We start from the raw sequence: 16,397 nt of genomic DNA, 5'->3' as shown, positions 1-16,397 counted from the left end.
CGACAGGACCCGCACTCCCCGGTGCGGGGATATGCAAATTATTTCAGGAGGTCGGCGTAGCGGCCCGGGACATGGCGACGGGAGAAAGCCCGCAAGGTGGCATCGATGCTGGCGACGATCGAGGCCTTGGTCACGTCCCCGGGGTGGACCGCCAGCCGCAAGGTCCGCAGCGGCTGCAGCGCCGGCCGCGCCAACGCCGCGAAGGCCAGCGAGGACGCCGTGCGCATCGTGCTGCGCGATGCCCAGGTGACTACCGGTCCGCGCGCCAGCGGCTTGTCCTCTTGCCCCGGTCGCCACACGCGCATGTGGTCCTCGGCCAGAGCAAAGCCGCATTCACCCAGCGCCTGCATCGCGCCCGGACCGTAGAGCCAGGCGGGCGCGATGAAACCGGCGGCCGGTTTGCCGATGATGTCCTCGACCAGCGCCTTGCCGTCGCGCATGCGCTGCAGGGCCTCGGCATGGGAAAGGCCCAGGAACTCCCCCTCGCCCGCCGTCATGTGCCGCGCCTTCAGGCTGGCCGCGCCCTTGTGCTCGGCGGTATCGCGGTGGAACCAGCCATGCACGAACATCTCCACCCCGCTGTCCGCCCAGGCACGCAGCCGGGCCTGGAACCCGCGCGCCTCGGCAAGCGGAGCACGGCCCCAGTGATCGGGCACCACCAGCATGGCATAACGCGCCGGGCCGAGCCGCGCCTCGATCAGGTCGGCAAGCCGGTCCACCTGGCTTTCGAAGCAGGGCGCGACGTCGTGGATCGAGGCCAGCAGGCGCTTCTCAGAAACTTGCATCGAAACCTATCCTGATCGAGCGCGGACGCATCGGCGTCTGCTGCAGTCCGTCCGCGACGGAGAAGGGATTGCCAAAGGCGAATGTATTCGCACGGGTATTGAGCAGGTTGTCGAGGTCCAGCGCCAAGCCCCATTTGCCGAAGCCCAGTCGCGCGCCCGTCGATACGTCGTAGTAGCGCCCCTGCCCCAGCGCGAAAGGCGCGCGGATCGCGAGCTTGGAATGACCGACATAACGTACCGCTGCGTCGAGCGTGATCCGCGCCCATGACAATTCCCGGTCGTACTTGGTCGCCATGCGCCAGCCTTCGTCGGCGATGTTGGGCAAGTCGCGGTCGGTGGCGTCGGCAAAGGCGGCCGCCGGTTTGGACAAATCGCTGGAATTGAGGAAGCCCGCCGCTTCGAACGACAGATGGTCCTGAGCGCGCCATGCCAGCGAAAACGCCACGTTCTTCACACGGCCGGAACCGATGTTGGCGATATAGGGCAGCCCGTCCAGGCCCACGAGATCAGCCTGCACGTCCCGCCACTGCGCCAACGAGAACGCAAGGCTTCCCGAGAGGCGGGCATCCTTCTCCATCCCGAAACGAACGCCCGCCTCGACGGTGCGGATACGGTCGGCCCCGAAACGCTCGGCGCTCTGCGAGTTGGAGGAACCCGTCACTTGCAGCCCGCCGGGACGATAGCCCTGCTGAAAACGGCCATAGACGAGCAGTCCGGGCCGCGCCGTCCACGAAATCGCGGCAGAGGGAAGGAACCGCTTCTGGGTGCGTACGGGCTCGAAATCCTCGGAGGCCATCTGCCCGATGAACTGGCTCGTCTGCCGCACGTAGCTCAGCCGTCCGCCTGCGGTCAGCACGAGCGTTTTCGTGATCGGCACCCCGACTTCCCCGAACCCGGCCAGGTCGAGCGTCGTGTTCGAAAGGCTGGTGAGCAGGTCCGGCGAGCCGGGCGTGCCCATGCTGCGCACGACCCGGTCGTCGTTGTGCACGACGCCGAACCCGGCCAGCCAGGTCCCCGATCCGCCCCAACTGCCCGACAATCTCGTCTCGTGGGACAGGAGGTGCACGGTGATCTCCTCGGTGAACTCGGTCGGCAATGCGGCTCCGCCAGGCGTCGCGTCGAACGTGGAATCGATCGTGTGATCGGCGTAGCCGGTGGAGGACACCAACTGCACCGCGCCCCAGTCCCGCCGCACCGTGAGGTCGGCGAGTCGATAGTCGTTGTCGAACGGTTGCGCGATCGCGGACCGGCGGGTCAGGTCCGGCTCACCCCGCAAGGTGTATTGCCCGTCGCGAGAGGCGATGTCCTGGCTGAGGACCGACAGGTCGACGGTCCACGCCACGTCCGGCTGCCAGCGCAAACCGGCGCGGAAGCCCGTGGTCTTGTTGCGGTTGATGTCGCGCAAGCCCCGCTCGACATCGTCGATATAGCCGCCGTCAACGGTTTCGTAGGCAACTGCGCGCAGCGCCAGCTTGCCCCGCGCGAGCACGAGATTGCCGGTCACCGCCCCGTCGCCGCCCGGCGCACCGTCCTGCGTCAGGCGAACGCCTGCGGACACGTCGAAGGTATCGGATTGCAGGTCGGGCGCGTTGGGCACCAGCCGGATGATGCCGCCCAGCGTCCCCGCACCGTAGAGCGTGCCTTGCGGCCCTTCGAGCACTTCGACGCGGGCGATGTCGTAAAGCGCCAGATCGGGATCGGGCGCACTGTAGATCAGACGCGTTTCGCCCAGGTACTGGCTGATCGTCGCCTGACTGGAACCGTTGAAGCTGCTGTCGGCGATCCCGCGAATGAACACCTTGTTGCGGCCCGGCCCCAGGTTCGTGGAGGAAAGCTGGGGCAGCTTGCCGAGGATGAAGCCGGTGCCCTTGCCACCGGCGCGCGCAAGCTCCGTCCGCTCGGGCGCGACGACCGAGATACTGGCAGGGTAGTCGAGCAGCCCAAGGCGCTGCTTGGTCGCGGTGACGACGATGTCGGGGCCGGAACCCTCCGCAGGCGGGGATGGGCGCGGGGGGCGGGGAGTGCTTTTGCGCGGGGCCGGGGCCTGCCGCACCAGCTTCACGGTCCGGGCATCGACGAAGACGAAACCGTAGCCACTGCCCGCAAGCAGCACGGCCAGCGCCTGCTCCGTGTCATAGCGCCCCCTGATCCCGCGCGTACGCAGGGTATCGAGGCGGCTGTCCCCGATCGCGATCGAGATACCCGCCTGCTCCGACAGCACGATCAGTGCGTCCGACAGCCGCCCGGCCGGAACCGAGAACTGCTGCGCGGGCCGCGCCTGAACCGATACGGGAAGCGCCAGAGCAACCGCCGTTGCCAGGCTTGCGCGCGCCCATCTCCTACCGCGTAATCGACCAACCATCGGCAGTTGCCGTCACCTTCAAACCAAGCAGAGTGCCGACGCGCTTTTGGAGGGAGACGTCATCGCCATCAAGCTGAATGACGCCGGAAAAACGACGATGCGAAATATCCGAACCCAGTTCGACGGCAATGCCCCGCGCGCGGGTGATATCCGCCGCGACCTCAACCATCGGTGCATCGTGATAGACCAGCCGTCCGCGTGTCCAGCCGCCGATCTCCGCCGCCGGCTTCGAACCTTCGACGATGTTGCCGCTCCCCGCATCGAGCGTATCCCCGGCATTCAGGCGCAGACGAGTCATACCGTCCTCGAAGCGCACCGCGCCTTCGGCCACTTCGACCCGCAGCACGTCCTTGCCACTGCGCACGTTGAATACGGTGCCCACATCGACGATGCGCTGGTCACCGACCGACAGCGTGAAGGGCCGCGCGGCGTCATGACTAACGGTGAACTGCGCCTCACCGCCCTTGAGCGTGGCGACCCGAGGATCGGACTTGTCCAGCACGATCTCCGTCCCGCCGTTAAGGACGATACGCGTGCCGTCGGACAGCGCGAAAGTCCGGGTCTCTCCAGGTGCGGTACGCACCGAATAATCGCTCGACAGAAGGCCGGAACCGGCCCAGGTGCCCAGCGCTGCGAAAGCGACGGAAGCGGCCATTGCAGGCCACATCCAGCGGCGTGCGGGGCGCAGCTGCGCCATCTCCGGGAACGGATCGACCTCGACTTCAGCGGGCGCTTCGCGGGCGATCTCCACCGCCGGCTCCAGCGCCAGGTCGGCGTCGCAGACGGCTTCGTAGATGTCGTTGTGGCGCGGATCGGCTTCGAGCCAGTCGGCGAAACCGCCCCAGTCCGCGTCCGAACCGTCAGTCAGGCGCAAGTGCCAGGCGATCGCTGCATCGCGCATGGTCTGTTCAGCGAGCGGCTGCATCGGTGCCTCCTGCAGTGTCGAGGACTGTCCCGCCTGCACCGGTCGGCGGCATCGCCTCCGGGTTCAGACGATTGCGGATTTCCAGTACGGCGCCATAGGCGCGCTGGAGATGTTTTTCGACCGCGCTCAGGCTGATGCCGAGATCGCGCGCGATCTCCTTCTGCGACACGCCTTCGATGCGGTATTGCCGGAAGACGTAGGCCGTGCGTTCCGGCAGCTTTGCCAGCCGCGCTTCCACGCGAGCCAGATGATCGCGGGCGAGCAGCGTCGTCTCCTGGTCTGGAGCGAGATCCGCCATCTCGATATCCGTCGCAGCCAGGCCGGACGGCGCACCGAGCCAGTCCGCATCGCGAGCCTGCTGCCGCGCTTCGGTACGGCGGCGGGTATGCGCCATGTTGTTGAGCATCTGGTAGAGATAGGCCCGCGGCGAGCGTACCGGTCCGGTCACACTCGTCTCCACCCGGAGAAACAGGTCCTGCAACAGGTCATCGACGTCCGTCTCGCTGACACGGCGCGCCAGCAGGAACCGGCGCAGTTCGGGCCGCAGCGTCAGGCACAACTGGCGCAGGCCGGCATCGACCGGAACTTCGTGGCCATCGGATGTCATTGCCCGTCCAGCCTTGGCAAATGCAGTCTCCCCTCCAGGGCGGAGCAGACCCTTACGCGAACGAGCCGCCGGTGTCATCATCGCGCCCATTCAGAACATCGACGTCAGGGTAAGCCCGACGTCGCTCGCATGGCGCATTCCCGTTCCGGCGCCGACCGCGCGGCGGCCCTCGCGAGCCTCCAGCATCAGCCAGGTGCGCGCGTCGTCACCCCCGTCGCTCAGGTTCATCCGCAAGGCGGCGCGCACACCGCGTGCCGCCGCCGGTTCGCCGTTGCCCATCCGTATCACATCGAGGTCCATCTGCCGGCCACCCCAGCCGCCCTGCCGGAACCATCCGGTCGAGACCGACCACTGGCCGCGATGATCCCAGGTCACCTGCGCCGATGCGTAGCCCGCCGTCGATTTCGCGGGAAGCACCGCGGGAGACATGCTGCGACGCCCCGCCTTGCCGATATCGGCGCGTAGTCCGACGGTGTCCCCGTCGCCCACGGCGTGCCATGCGCGCAGCCCTGCCTGATGATCGCTGAAATGATCGCCCGACGCGCAGCAGTCCACGTCGCCATCGCGTGAGGATCGCAGGGACAGGTAGTCGAAGCTCCAGCCCGCATCTCCGCCATCGACCGCCAGACTGACGGCCTTCCCGCGATCCACGACGCCGCGATCGTGCCCGCTCCAGCGCACTTGTTCAGGCAGCAGCGAGACCGCGCGGGCACCGTGCATCTTTGCAGAGCGTGCCTCCGCACCGGTCGGCGCAGCCGCCGCCGCCGCCAGCACGCAAAATAGACTCAAGGTTCCGGTTCCGCGCATCCGCGCCGCTTCCCTTCCGTTGCTGTCCGACAAACCCGGGACAATGCTGGGACTCCGTCGCCTGCAGGGAACCGCACATCGAATTTCGAAGGTGCGGGTCACGCCGGACCGCGGGGTCTACTGCGTGAACCTGTGGGAGTATCTCGCGTGAAGCGCCTGCGCATGTTGACCGTCGCCACCCTGGCGGGAATCCTCGCCCTGAACTTGTCCCTGCCTTCCCCCGCCGCCGTCTCGCCCGAGCCGGTGCACGCCCGTCCGCATGTGGCGGGCACGCTTTCGGTCATGACCTACAACGTGAAGGGACTGCCCTTTCCCGCCGCTTACGGCCGCGCGGACAAACTTGCCGAAATCGGGCAGCGGCTCGGATACCTGCGCCGTGCCGGAGTGCAGCCGCACGTCGTCCTGCTTCAGGAAGCCTTCATTCCGGAGGCCAAGGCCATCGCCCGGGCCGCCGGTTATGCCCATGTCGCGCTGGGGCCGCAGATCGCGGACGTGGGGACCGCACCTGTCGATCTCGCCGGGGGCGCTTCCTGGTTCAAGGGAGAAAGCCTCGGCAAATGGGTGGACAGCGGGCTCGTGATCCTGTCCGACTATCCCATCATCCGCACGCGCAAGATGGCGTTTCCCGCCGACATGTGCGCGGGCTTCGACTGCCTTGCCGCCAAGGGCGTGCTGCTTGCGTGGATCAAGGTGCCGGGCCACGACACCCCCGTCGCCATCGCCGACACGCATCTCAACTCGCGCAAGGCGTCCGGTGTCGATGTGAATCGCGCCAACACGGCCTACGGGCTGCAAGTCGCCGCCGCGCGGCAATTCATCCGCGCCAACGTGCCTGCCGACGCGGGCATCATCTTCGGCGGGGATTTCAACCTCGGCCATGACCCCCGCCGTATCGCGGCCGAGGCGGCCCAGGGCGGCATCGTCCCCGGCGCGCGCGAAGCGACGGCGCTGGCGAACGCGATCGATACCACGGGGATGACCTCGCGTGACCGTACCGCGATTCTTTCGCGCGCCAAGGACAAGCAGTATTTCCGCGCAGGCGCCGACGACGGACTGGTCCTGCGCGATCTGGAAGTACCGTTCGGGATCGACAACGGCGGCAACCGATTGTCGGACCATCTGGGTTTCATCGCCAGCTACGCGGTTCGCTGAAGCCTCGCCGATGCCCGTCGAACTGGAAGAATAGTCTGCATCCGAGAGATCATCCCCGGATCCTGATCTCGACGGCGAAGCCGTGCCGATCGTCGAGGATCCGGGCGTCGCCGCCATGGGCCAAGGCGATCGCCCGTACCATCGCCAGCCCAAGCCCGTGGCCCGGCGTCGAGCGCGCCGATTCCGCGCGGGCGAAGCGGTCGAACAGGCGGGCTCTGTGCTGCACCGGCACCCCCGGCCCGTCGTCCGCGACGGTCACCTTCACCCCGTCCGTCACCCGTTCGCCGCTGATCGTGACGTCGGTGCCCACTGGGGTATGCCGCAAGGCGTTGTCGAGCAGGTTCGCAAGGGCCTGATCGAGAAGGCGCCGGTCGCCTTCGGCCTGCATTTCCTGCGCAAGAACCAGATGCAACGACCGCCCGCTATCCTCGAAGTCGGGCCGATAGCTCTCCGCCATCCTTTCGAGCAATGTGGAGAGGTCGAGGTGTTCGCGCGGCAACCGTTCGCTCATGCCCTCGATCTCGGCGATGCGCAGCAGGGCGGCGAAGATCTCCAGCAGTTCGGCTGCCTGTGCGCGGGCACTGTCGAGCCGTTCCGATCGGACCTGCTCATCGCTCTCCTGCGCCGCCTGATCGAGACTTGAACACAGGCGGGTCAGAGGCGTGCGCAAGTCATGGGCGACGTCGCTGGAAACTTGCCGCAGGTTCTCCATCAGCCCCTCGATACGGTCCAGCATCGCGTTGAGCGTGCCCGCGAGCCGGTCGAATTCGCTGCCCGATCCGTCGCGCGGAACGCGCCGGGCAAAGTCGCCCCCGATGATCGCCCGTGCGGTCGCGTCGATACGTTCGAGCCGGTGTTGTGTCAGCCAGCCGATGATCCCGGCGGCAACCGCGCCGACCACCAGCAAGGCCGCAAGGGCCGCCGCGAACAGGGAACCCAGCGTCCGGTCGATCTCATCAAGGCCCGAACGGTCGGCCGCTACCACGAGCGTGCCTCCCGCCACTTTCGTCGTCAGCGCCTGCGCGATGCCGTCTTCGGATGCCCCGGGCTTGCGATAGTGCAGGAACTCCTCGAACCCGGCCTTCGAAGGCACTTGCGCCTGCATCTGTCCCGCAACCCGCGTTCCGGCATCGTCCACCAGCAGGTAGTCGAGGCTCGCGGTGGACCGGGACGCCTCGCGCCGCGCGATGGCGGAGGCGATCGCGGGCAGTCCGCGCCTGTGCGCCTCGGCGAGCAGACCCGCGGTTTCGGCGGAAATGCGGTGATCGAGCTGCTGCTCCAGCGCTTCGTGCGTGACTTCATACGAGATCGCGCCGATCGCCACGATCGCCAGCGCGAAGACGAGGCCGACGATGGCGACAAGCCCGGTCGTCGTCTTCCACGCCTTGCCCAGCATCACAGCTCCCACGTCACCCGGCCCGCATCATGTAGCCCGAGCCGCGCACGGTCTCGATCGCGTCCTCCTCGAACCCGGCGTTGAGCTTGGAGCGCAGGCGGCTCATGTGCGTGTCGACGATGTTGGTCTTGGGATCGAAGTCGAAATCCCACACCCGCTCCAGCAGCATCGTGCGCGTCACCACCCGGCGCGGGTTGCGCATCAGTTCGGCCAGCAGACTGAATTCGCGCGGTTGCAGGGCCACCCGCTTGCCGCCGCGCTCGACCGTGCGGCTGTCGAGGTCCAGCACGATGTCGCCGACGCTGAGCCGCCGCGCCTCGATCCGGGCATGGGTGCGCCGCCCCAGCGCATTGATCCGCGCGCTCAGCTCGGAGAAGGCGAAGGGCTTGACGAGATAGTCGTCCGCGCCCGCCTCCAGCCCGTTCACCCGGTCGGCGATGCTGCCCAGCGCGGTGAGCATAAGCACCGGCGTCGCATCCCCGGTCGCCCGCAGCGCCTTGAGCAGTGACAGCCCGTCGAGCCCCGGCAGCATCCGGTCCACGACGACCACGTCGAACCCGCCACCGGCGGCATGGTACAACCCCTCGGTCCCGTCCGAAGCGAGCATGACGGCGTGGCCCGCCTCCTCCAGCCCCTTGGCGATGAAGCGCAGGGTGTCTTGGTCATCTTCGACGATCAGGATTCGCATCAGGCCAGCCTAGCGCGCCTGTGCCCCGCCGCGCCAGCCACCTCCGAGCGCGCGGAACAGCGTGACCTCGGCCTGCGCCAGCGCCATGTCGCTCTGCACCCGGGCGAGCCGGGCGGTGGCGAGGGTGCGCTCCGCATCGACCTGCAGCAATCCCGCAGCATCGCCGTAGCGCACGCGCGCGGCGGTGCGCCGCGCATAATCCTGCGCCTGGCTCTGCGCTTCGGCAAGGTCGCGGTTGCGGCGCATCTCCGCCTCATAGCTGGCGAGCCCGGTCTCGACCTCGCGCAGAGCCCTGAGCATGGCGACGTCCCAACCGGCCAGCGCTGCCTGTTCGGACGCGCGGGCCTGCGCCATCTTCGCGCGCGCCGGGGCCATGTTGGGGAATGCCCAGCTGATCAGCGGCGAAGCGACCGCATCGAACCCGCCCGCCAGCAGGCCGAGCGCGCCGCCGAGATTGACCCGGGGGTAGAAGTCCGCCCGGGCCACGCCGACGCGGGCACTGGCGGTGGCCAGCTTGCGCTCCGCCTCGCGCACGTCGGGGCGGCGCAGCAGCAGCGCGGTGCCGTCGCCGACGGGCAGCGCCCCTTTCAGACGCGGCGCCGCCTCGCAGGCCAGCGCGAACCCGCGCGCTTCTGCAGGAGGGCGCCCCTGCAACGTGGCGATGCGGTAGAGTGCGTTCATCCGCTGCGCCTCGAAAGGCGCGATAGCCGCGCGCGTCGATGCCGACAGGGCCGCGACTTGCGAGACTTCGAGCGGCGAGACTTCGCCTGCGGCCAGTTGCTCCTTCACCAGCGCCACCGAGCGCTCTTGCGCGGCGGCGACCGACTTGGCCTCGGCCGTCGCGCGGGTCGCGGCACAGAATTCGACATAGGCCTGCACGGTATCGGCAACCACCGCCACCTGGACGCCGTCGAGCGCAGCGGCCTGCGCCTCGGCATCGGCGCGCGCGGCAAGAGCACCCGAGCGCAGGCGGCCGAACAGGTCGATATCCCAGCTCGCGGTGGCGGCGATGTCCCAGTCGCTGGCGGAGACCGAGGCGGCGCTCGGCTGATTGCTGGGGTTGTCCAGCGTCAGCGCGCTTTCCACCGTGGTCGTCGGCAGGCGCGCGGCCCGGGCCTGTCGCAAGGCCGCGCGGGCACCGTCGAGGTTGGCGTAGGCGACGCGCAAGTCGGCGTTGGCGGCAAGGCTGGCCATGACCAGCGCGTCGAGCTGCGGATCGTCGTAGAGGCGCCACCAGTCTTCCGGCACCGGCGCGATCGAGGCGACCGGAACCTCCGCGAAAGCACCGCCCGCAGCTTGCGGAATCACGGTCTTCGGCGGCATCCCCGCGCCCATGCAGGCGGACAAGGCAAGCGCCAGCAGCGGCGCGGCGAGCGAAATGCGGCGCGTCATGCCGGCACCTCCTGAACCTGCGCGGGCGGCGTGCGCTTCTCCTCCCCGTAGCGCGCATATAGCGCGGGCATCAGGAACAGGTTGAGCACGGTAGAGGAGATCAGGCCGCCGAGGATGACGATCGCCATCGGGTGCTCGATCTCGTGCCCCGGCGCATTGCCCGCGACGATCAGCGGCACCAGCGCCAGCCCCGCGCAGGCCGCCGTCATCAGGATCGGCACCAGCCGCTCTTCCGCCCCGCGCAGGACGAGGTCGCGGCCGAACGCCATCCCCTCCTCGCGCTCCAGATGGCGATAGTGCGACAGCAGCATGATCCCGTTGCGCGCGGCGATGCCGATCACGGTGACGAAGCCGACCAGCGAGCCGAGCGAGAGCACCCCGCCCGTCAGCGCCACCGCGACGACCCCGCCGACGAGTGCGAACGGCAGGCTGACGCCCACCAGCGCAGTGATCCGGCGCGAGCGGAACTCGATCCACACCAGCAGCAGCACGCCGATCAGGCACAGCGCCCCCGTGGTCCAGAGCCGCTGGCGCGATTCCTTCAGCGCGGCATATTCGCCCAGCACTTCGGGGTGATAGCCGCTGACGAAAGGCACTTTGGCGACCGCCGCCTCGACCCCGCGCGCCACCGTGCCGAGGTCCGCGCCCGAAACATTGAGCGTCACGTCAAGGCGCCGCTGGCCGTTCTCCCGCTTCACTTCGTTGGGCGCGGGCACCACTTCGATGTCGGCGATGTCGGCGAGGCGCACGGGCGCACCGGCAGGCGACTGGATCATCAGGTCGCGCAGCGCGTGGATATTGCCGCGCACCTCGGGCTCGCCCCATAGCGCGACGTCGAAGGCGCGCTGGTCGCGGTATATCTCGCCGACCTTCTGCTGCGCCACCAGCGTCTGCGCCTGACGGCGCACCTCGCCTGCGGTCAGACCGAACCGCCCCAGATCCTCGGGACGCGGACGGATGCGTAGCTGGGCGACCAGCACCTGGCTCTCCAGCTTGAGGTCCGCGACGCCGGGAATGCCGGAAACCGCATCGCGCACGCGCTGCCCGGCGGCGCGCAATTCCTCCTGCTCCGGGCCGTAGATGCGCACCACCACGGTGGCCCCGGCGCCGGTGAGCACTTCCTTGATGCGCTCGCGCAAGTACGTCAGCACGTCACGGAACAGGCCGGGATAGCCGTCGACCACTTCCTTGATCCTGGCGACCGAGCCGTCGTAGTCGGCTTTCTCGTCAAGGCTGATCCACAGTTCGGTGAAGTTGGGGCCGACGACCTCGTCGGCCTGCTCGGCGCGGCCGATGTGCGCGCCGAAATTGCGCACGCCGGGGATGGAGCGCAGTTCCTTCGACGCGCGGATGGTGATCCGGTCCATCGCCTCGATCGAGGTGCCCGGCTTCTCGACGAAGTGCATCAGGAAGTCGGTCTCGCGAAAGTCGGGCAGGAACTGGTCCTTGAAGGTCATGTAGCCCAGCCCCGAGAGCAGCAGGCCGCCCGCCACCACGCCGATCGCCGCCTTGGGGCGCACCACCGCACGCGGCAGGATGCGGGCGTAGCGGCCCTTGAGCCAGCCGACGAAGCGCGTGTCGCGCTCCTCGGTCAGCGGCGCCCGGGGCAGGAGCAGCAGGCACATCGCCGGGGTCACCGTCAACGCCACCAGCAGCGAGGCCCCGATCGCCAGCACGTAGGCGATCGCCAGCGGCTGGAAGAACGTCCCCGCCAGCCCGCCGAGGAAGAAGATCGGCAGGAACACCAGCATGACGATGAGCGAGGCGAAGACCACCGCCGAGCGCACCTCCAGCGAGGCGGCGAGGACCACCTCGAAGGCCGGCTTCGGATGCGCCGTCTCGCGGTTGAGGCGCAGGCGGCGGGCGATGTTCTCGACGTCGATGATGGCATCGTCCACCACTTCGCCCAGCGCGATGACGAGGCCGGCGATCACCATGACGTTGATCGTCGCCCCGCTCCACAGCAGCACCAGCCCGGCGCCCAGAAGCGACAGGGGAATCGCCGTCAGGCTGATGACCGCCTGCCGCCAGTCGCGCGTGAACAGGAACAGCACCGCCGCCACCAGCGCGCAGCCGATCAGCAGGGCGCGGGTCAGGTTGTCTATCGAGCGTTCGATGAAGGTGGCCGGGCGGAAGATCGTGGTGTCGATCTTCACGTCGGTCAGGCCCGGCTTCAGTTCGGCGATGGCGGCCTCGACCGCGCGGGTCATTTCCAGCGTGTTGGCGGTCGGCTGTTTCTCGACGATCAGCATGATGCCGGGCACGTCGTCGATGATCGCGTTGCCGATCGGCGGCGCATGGCCGTCCACCACGCGAGCGACATCGGACAGGCGGACCGGCGCATCGCCGGACTGCCTGACGATCGCCTGACCCAGCTGGGCCGCGTCCTGCACCATGCCCGCCTGCTGCACGGCGATGCGCTGGTTCGGGGTATCGACGAAGCCGCCCCCGCCCACCAGCACCGCATCGCCCGCAGCGGCGCGCACTTCGGCAAGGGTCACGCCTGAGGCGCGCAGACGGTCGGGATCGACGAGCACCTGCAGCTGCCGGTCGCGCTGGCCCCAGACCGCCACGTTGGCGACGCCGGGCACGGCCATCAGGCGGGGCCGGATCGTCCAGCGCACCAGTTCGGACAGCTTCATCTGGTCGAGCCTGGTGGAAATGAGCCCGATCTTCATCGCCCGGCTGGTCGAGGACAGCGGCGGCATCAGCACCGGCTGTCGGGCCGCCAGCGGCAGGCGCGCCTGCACTTGCGCGATACGCTCGCCGACGATCTGCCGCGCACGCATGACGTCGGTGCCGCGATCGAACAGGATCTGGACTGACGACAGGCCGAGCACCGACTTGGAGCGCAGCGTCATCAGGTCCGGCACCCCGTTCACCGCAGTCTCGATCGGCACGGTGACGAGGCTTTCGACTTCCTCGGTGGAAAGGCCGGGCGCCTCGGTCTGGATCTCGACCATGGGCGGGGCGAATTCGGGGAACACGTCGAGCGGGACATCGCGCCCGGCGCGGATGCCGAGGACCACCAGCAGCGCCGCAAGGGCGAGCACGAGGACGCGCTGGACCAGCGCGAAGCGAACGAGACCGGCCAGCATCAGTGCGCCGCCCCGAACTCGGTGCCGAAGAGTTCCGCAGTGCCGACGGTCACGACCAGCGCCCCGGCCTTGAGCCCGCGCGCGAGCAGCGCCTGGCCGCTGCTTTCCGAGGCGACCTCCACGCGCTGGCGCACGAAAGTATCGGCGCCGGTCTTCTGGTAGACCCATTCGCCGCCGTAGATGTCACGCACGATGGCCGAGGACGGGACTGAAAGGCCCTGCGTGCGCCCGGCCAGAGGCAGTTCGACCGCGACGCGCTGACCGACGCGCAACGCGCGGTCGCCGTTGTTCACGGCATAATAGAGATCGACGGTGCCCGCCACGCTGTCGGCGGAGGGCGGCGCCTGGACCGGGCGTGCACTCCTGCCTTCTCCGTTCCCGCCGAGCGGGCGGATCATGGCCTCGCTCCCGCGCAGCACCGCGCCGACGTCGCTGGCGAAGACCGATGCGCGAACCCAGAGCGTCGATTGGGTGCCGAGCGTCGCGACCGCCGGGCCGAGCAGCCTGCGCTGCTGGCGCGCGGCGCCGAGCGCGGCCTGCGCGGCGGCATGGGCGGCAGCGGCCTCGTCACGGGCGCGCACACTTCCGGCTTCCTCACGCACGAGTGCCTCGGCGCGGGTCAGGGCAATGCGGGCGAGCCGGGCCTGTGCCTCGGTGCGCGCCACTTCGCCGTCGGCCACCGCCTGCTGCGATCCGATCTGCTGCAGGTTGGTGAGCGAATTGGTGGGCACGCCGCCCGCGCTCGTCGGCGGCACGACGATCTCGCCGGTCACCTGCCGCATCTGCGCGGCCGAGCCGCCGCCGACCGTCGTGGTCTCGATCCCCAAGCGCTGCTGCGCCTTGGGCGTCAGGGTGAGTTTCAGGAGTTCGGCTTCGTTCGCGATCAGCTCCGCATGGGCGGGCGGCGTGGACGGCTTGGATGCCGTTTGACCGCAGGCAGACACGGCGAGAGGCAGGATCAGGAGAGCAAGATGGCGCATGCTCAGGGCGCTAGCAGACACACATTGGGCGATTCTGGAGGCAACCATACAAAATCCCAATGTTCGTAAAGAGTCATGAGCACGGGCCAATGATCAAGGGCCAATGATCAAGGCTGGTCGCAGCCAGCCCGCATTCTCAATGCAGATGATCCTGCGCGACTGTGGGTGCGGGCGCGCTCCTGCTTCGCCACGCACGCTTTCGGCGCGTCGATCCCCCGGGAGATATCCGCGCGACGTTGCGATATTCGAGCCTGCCGCCATATCCGGCAAGACGCTCCGCCCCGCGTGCAAGATGGCGCAGCAGTTGCGGATCGAGATCCAGCGCAAGGATCGCGCGCTGGCGCTGGAGCAGCGCCAGACAACCGAGCAGCGTTGCCTCGTCATCGCCCAGATAAGGGCAGTCGAGGGCGGAGATGACCATCCCTGCCCCCTTCGCCGCACGCGCAAGCCGGACGAAATCCCGGCAGTCGTCCGACCCGAGGCGTGCCGGTCGGCAGCCCCGGATCAGGTCGATCGCCAGCTTCTCGATCGGCGACAGTTTAGCGACGTGGATCATCGATCCAGACCGATCATGCTGCGGGCTCAGAAGCGCGCGTTGAGACCGATATTGCCACCTTCCAGCAGAACCAGATGGTCTCCTACCGGCCCGTGTCATGCATTCCTGGAAGGTTGGGCAAGGTTTCTGGAATGGCGGGTGTTGAATGGGGACCTGCGATCCCTGGAAGGCTCGCGAATGGCGGCGATATCCCAAATTACGCCAGGATCAGACTGTTTGATCCGCCTTAGGCCGGCACCGGACCGCTAACAGAATTCTCATCTCGTGCTGGCTGTCCTACGATCATTCACAGACTTCCGGGGCCGCCGATCTATTAGGGAGAATACCTAGATCCCGGGCTTGGACAATGACCCGCCTCACACCCTCAGGTGACCATTGCATCCCCCCTCGCGGGGTTGGCTCTCGCAGATCCTTACCCAACCAAGCCGCAATGCCACGCAGCGTCGCGTCGGGTTCGCTCCTAAGCTTGTCGGCAACAAGTAGAGCAACGCGAGTATCACGTGAAAGGCGCGGCGCCGTCTCAAGGATGACAGGATTTGCGTAGCCTGCATCAACAAGCGTCCTGCATGCCTTCACCAGCGTGCGTTCAGAAAACGAGCGCACCGGGGGCTTGAGCGCCTGAATGTGCCGCAACACCAACGCCCAGGGCAACTGCGGCCGCAGGCGCTCAACGAGCGGCAGCCAACCCCGCCGGCCATCGATCAGATCGTGGAGATGCTTTTCCTTCAGGATGTGACGTAAGTCATCGATTGCTGAGGGATCTCGTGCGCGCATTTTCGGATTTCCCGGCTTAGCGCCGCGGGCGACCGCCGCTTTGAGGCCAGCGCGCGTACGCTCGCGAATAAGCGCACGTTCGAACTCTGCAAAAGCACCAAGCATCTGTGTCATCAGCATGCCTTGCGGGCTGCTGGTGTCGATCGGATCCTCGATCGAGCGAAAATACGCCCCCTTCGCACGAAGCCCTTCAACCATTTCCAGCAAATGCGACAACGATCGTGCGAGGCGATCAATCCGCACAACCACAAGGGTGTCCCCCTGCCCTACCGCTGCGAACGCGCTGGCTAGTTTAGGTCGGCTCCGGCTAGCACCGCTGGCCCGGTCCTCAAATATGGTTGCGCAGCCCACGCGCTGAAGCTCCCCGAGCTGCGCGAACGTGTCCTGTTCGTCCGTCGATACGCGGGCGTAGCCAATAAGGGGCATTGGTCACAATCCATCTAACGAGGTCAACCGGTCGGTTGCCCCCGTAAGGTAGACGCCTAAACTGCCTTTGACCATCACCCCTCAGTAGGACAGGCGTCTACCGCCCCGTTCATTTGAGCCGAGTGTACGGAACTTGAGAGAGGCCCTGCCCCGGCCGGCCGTAGCCTGCGGATACCGCCAGAAAGTGCCCCTGAAAATGCCGGGACTCTGCCGCGCAGCACATTGGCGTCCGGCGGTATTCTTCCCTGAATCCGGCCGTATTCTTGCGGGGCTGGTAGCGAAAATTCAGCGGTGGCGGGGAGTCCGGTCGTATCCTGAAACCGACACTTCCTTATAGAAGACGTCAAACACGCTTATATGATAAGTGCAATTATCGCATATGAACTTTTCGACGATAGCATGAGGCGAAACCAACTGCTGACTTTGGTTTCCTCACGCGCTAAGCGTAA

The 16,397-nt window shown here is 67.6% G+C and carries 13 protein-coding genes; 1 reads left to right on the top strand and 12 read right to left on the bottom strand.

Translation table 11 applies throughout. From position 1 onward, the window contains the following. Positions 1 to 38: 38 nt before the first annotated feature. From LL253_RS15205 to LL253_RS15185, 5 genes are all read right to left on the bottom strand, one after another. Complete coding sequence (locus LL253_RS15205) at positions 39 to 785, bottom strand: DUF2334 domain-containing protein (RefSeq protein ID WP_207080778.1); 747 nt, start codon at positions 783 to 785, stop codon at positions 39 to 41. Continuing rightward, positions 772 to 3,147, bottom strand: coding sequence for a TonB-dependent receptor domain-containing protein (locus LL253_RS15200; RefSeq protein WP_228222235.1), 2,376 nt, complete (start codon positions 3,145 to 3,147; stop codon positions 772 to 774). Before LL253_RS15200 ends, LL253_RS15205 begins: the two co-directional genes overlap by 14 nt. Beyond that, positions 3,125 to 4,072 carry a FecR family protein gene (locus LL253_RS15195; RefSeq protein ID WP_207080777.1) on the bottom strand — a complete coding sequence of 316 codons (948 nt, stop codon included), beginning with the start codon at positions 4,070 to 4,072 and terminating at the stop codon, positions 3,125 to 3,127. The genes LL253_RS15200 and LL253_RS15195 overlap by 23 nt, the downstream gene beginning before the upstream one ends. Next, entirely contained in the window at positions 4,056 to 4,679 is a 624-nt protein-coding gene (locus LL253_RS15190; RefSeq protein ID WP_207080776.1) for an RNA polymerase sigma factor, read from the bottom strand. The genes LL253_RS15195 and LL253_RS15190 overlap by 17 nt, the downstream gene beginning before the upstream one ends. Positions 4,680 to 4,769: 90 nt before the next feature. Next, positions 4,770 to 5,468 carry a hypothetical protein gene (locus tag LL253_RS15185; RefSeq protein WP_228222234.1) on the bottom strand — a complete coding sequence of 233 codons (699 nt, stop codon included), beginning with the start codon at positions 5,466 to 5,468 and terminating at the stop codon, positions 4,770 to 4,772. Positions 5,469 to 5,633: 165 nt separating this feature from the next. Here LL253_RS15185 and LL253_RS15180 point away from each other — a divergent pair, with 165 nt between their 5' ends. Further along, complete coding sequence (locus tag LL253_RS15180; RefSeq protein ID WP_207080774.1) at positions 5,634 to 6,638, top strand: endonuclease/exonuclease/phosphatase family protein; 1,005 nt, start codon at positions 5,634 to 5,636, stop codon at positions 6,636 to 6,638. Positions 6,639 to 6,687: 49 nt separating this feature from the next. Here the strand turns inward: LL253_RS15180 and LL253_RS15175 are convergent, their stop codons facing one another. From LL253_RS15175 to LL253_RS15145, 7 genes are all read right to left on the bottom strand, one after another. Then, complete coding sequence (locus tag LL253_RS15175; protein ID WP_207080773.1) at positions 6,688 to 8,034, bottom strand: HAMP domain-containing sensor histidine kinase; 1,347 nt, start codon at positions 8,032 to 8,034, stop codon at positions 6,688 to 6,690. Between the two features lie 13 nt (positions 8,035 to 8,047). Next, complete coding sequence (locus LL253_RS15170) at positions 8,048 to 8,722, bottom strand: response regulator transcription factor (protein WP_207080772.1); 675 nt, start codon at positions 8,720 to 8,722, stop codon at positions 8,048 to 8,050. Between the two features lie 9 nt (positions 8,723 to 8,731). Next, the gene (locus LL253_RS15165) at positions 8,732 to 10,114 is read right to left on the bottom strand and encodes an efflux transporter outer membrane subunit (protein ID WP_207080771.1); all 1,383 of its coding nucleotides are present in this window, start codon (positions 10,112 to 10,114) and stop codon (positions 8,732 to 8,734) included. After that, entirely contained in the window at positions 10,111 to 13,212 is a 3,102-nt protein-coding gene (locus LL253_RS15160) for an efflux RND transporter permease subunit (RefSeq protein ID WP_207080770.1), read from the bottom strand. Before LL253_RS15160 ends, LL253_RS15165 begins: the two co-directional genes overlap by 4 nt. Further along, a complete protein-coding gene (locus LL253_RS15155) occupies positions 13,212 to 14,192 on the bottom strand; it encodes an efflux RND transporter periplasmic adaptor subunit (protein ID WP_207080769.1) in 981 nt (326 codons plus the stop codon). The genes LL253_RS15160 and LL253_RS15155 overlap by 1 nt, the downstream gene beginning before the upstream one ends. A 136-nt stretch (positions 14,193 to 14,328) precedes the next feature. Beyond that, positions 14,329 to 14,748 (bottom strand): hypothetical protein, encoded by a 420-nt coding sequence (locus LL253_RS15150; RefSeq protein ID WP_008830048.1) that lies wholly within the window; start codon positions 14,746 to 14,748, stop codon positions 14,329 to 14,331. Positions 14,749 to 15,030: 282 nt separating this feature from the next. Continuing rightward, positions 15,031 to 15,948 (bottom strand): recombinase family protein, encoded by a 918-nt coding sequence (locus LL253_RS15145; RefSeq protein WP_086491625.1) that lies wholly within the window; start codon positions 15,946 to 15,948, stop codon positions 15,031 to 15,033. Positions 15,949 to 16,397 lie beyond the last annotated feature (449 nt).

It is taken from the genome of Sphingobium soli, from assembly GCF_020782245.1.
GTDB classification, from domain to species: Bacteria; Pseudomonadota; Alphaproteobacteria; order Sphingomonadales; family Sphingomonadaceae; genus Sphingobium; species Sphingobium soli.
This window is presented reverse-complemented; position numbering and strand designations above follow the sequence as displayed.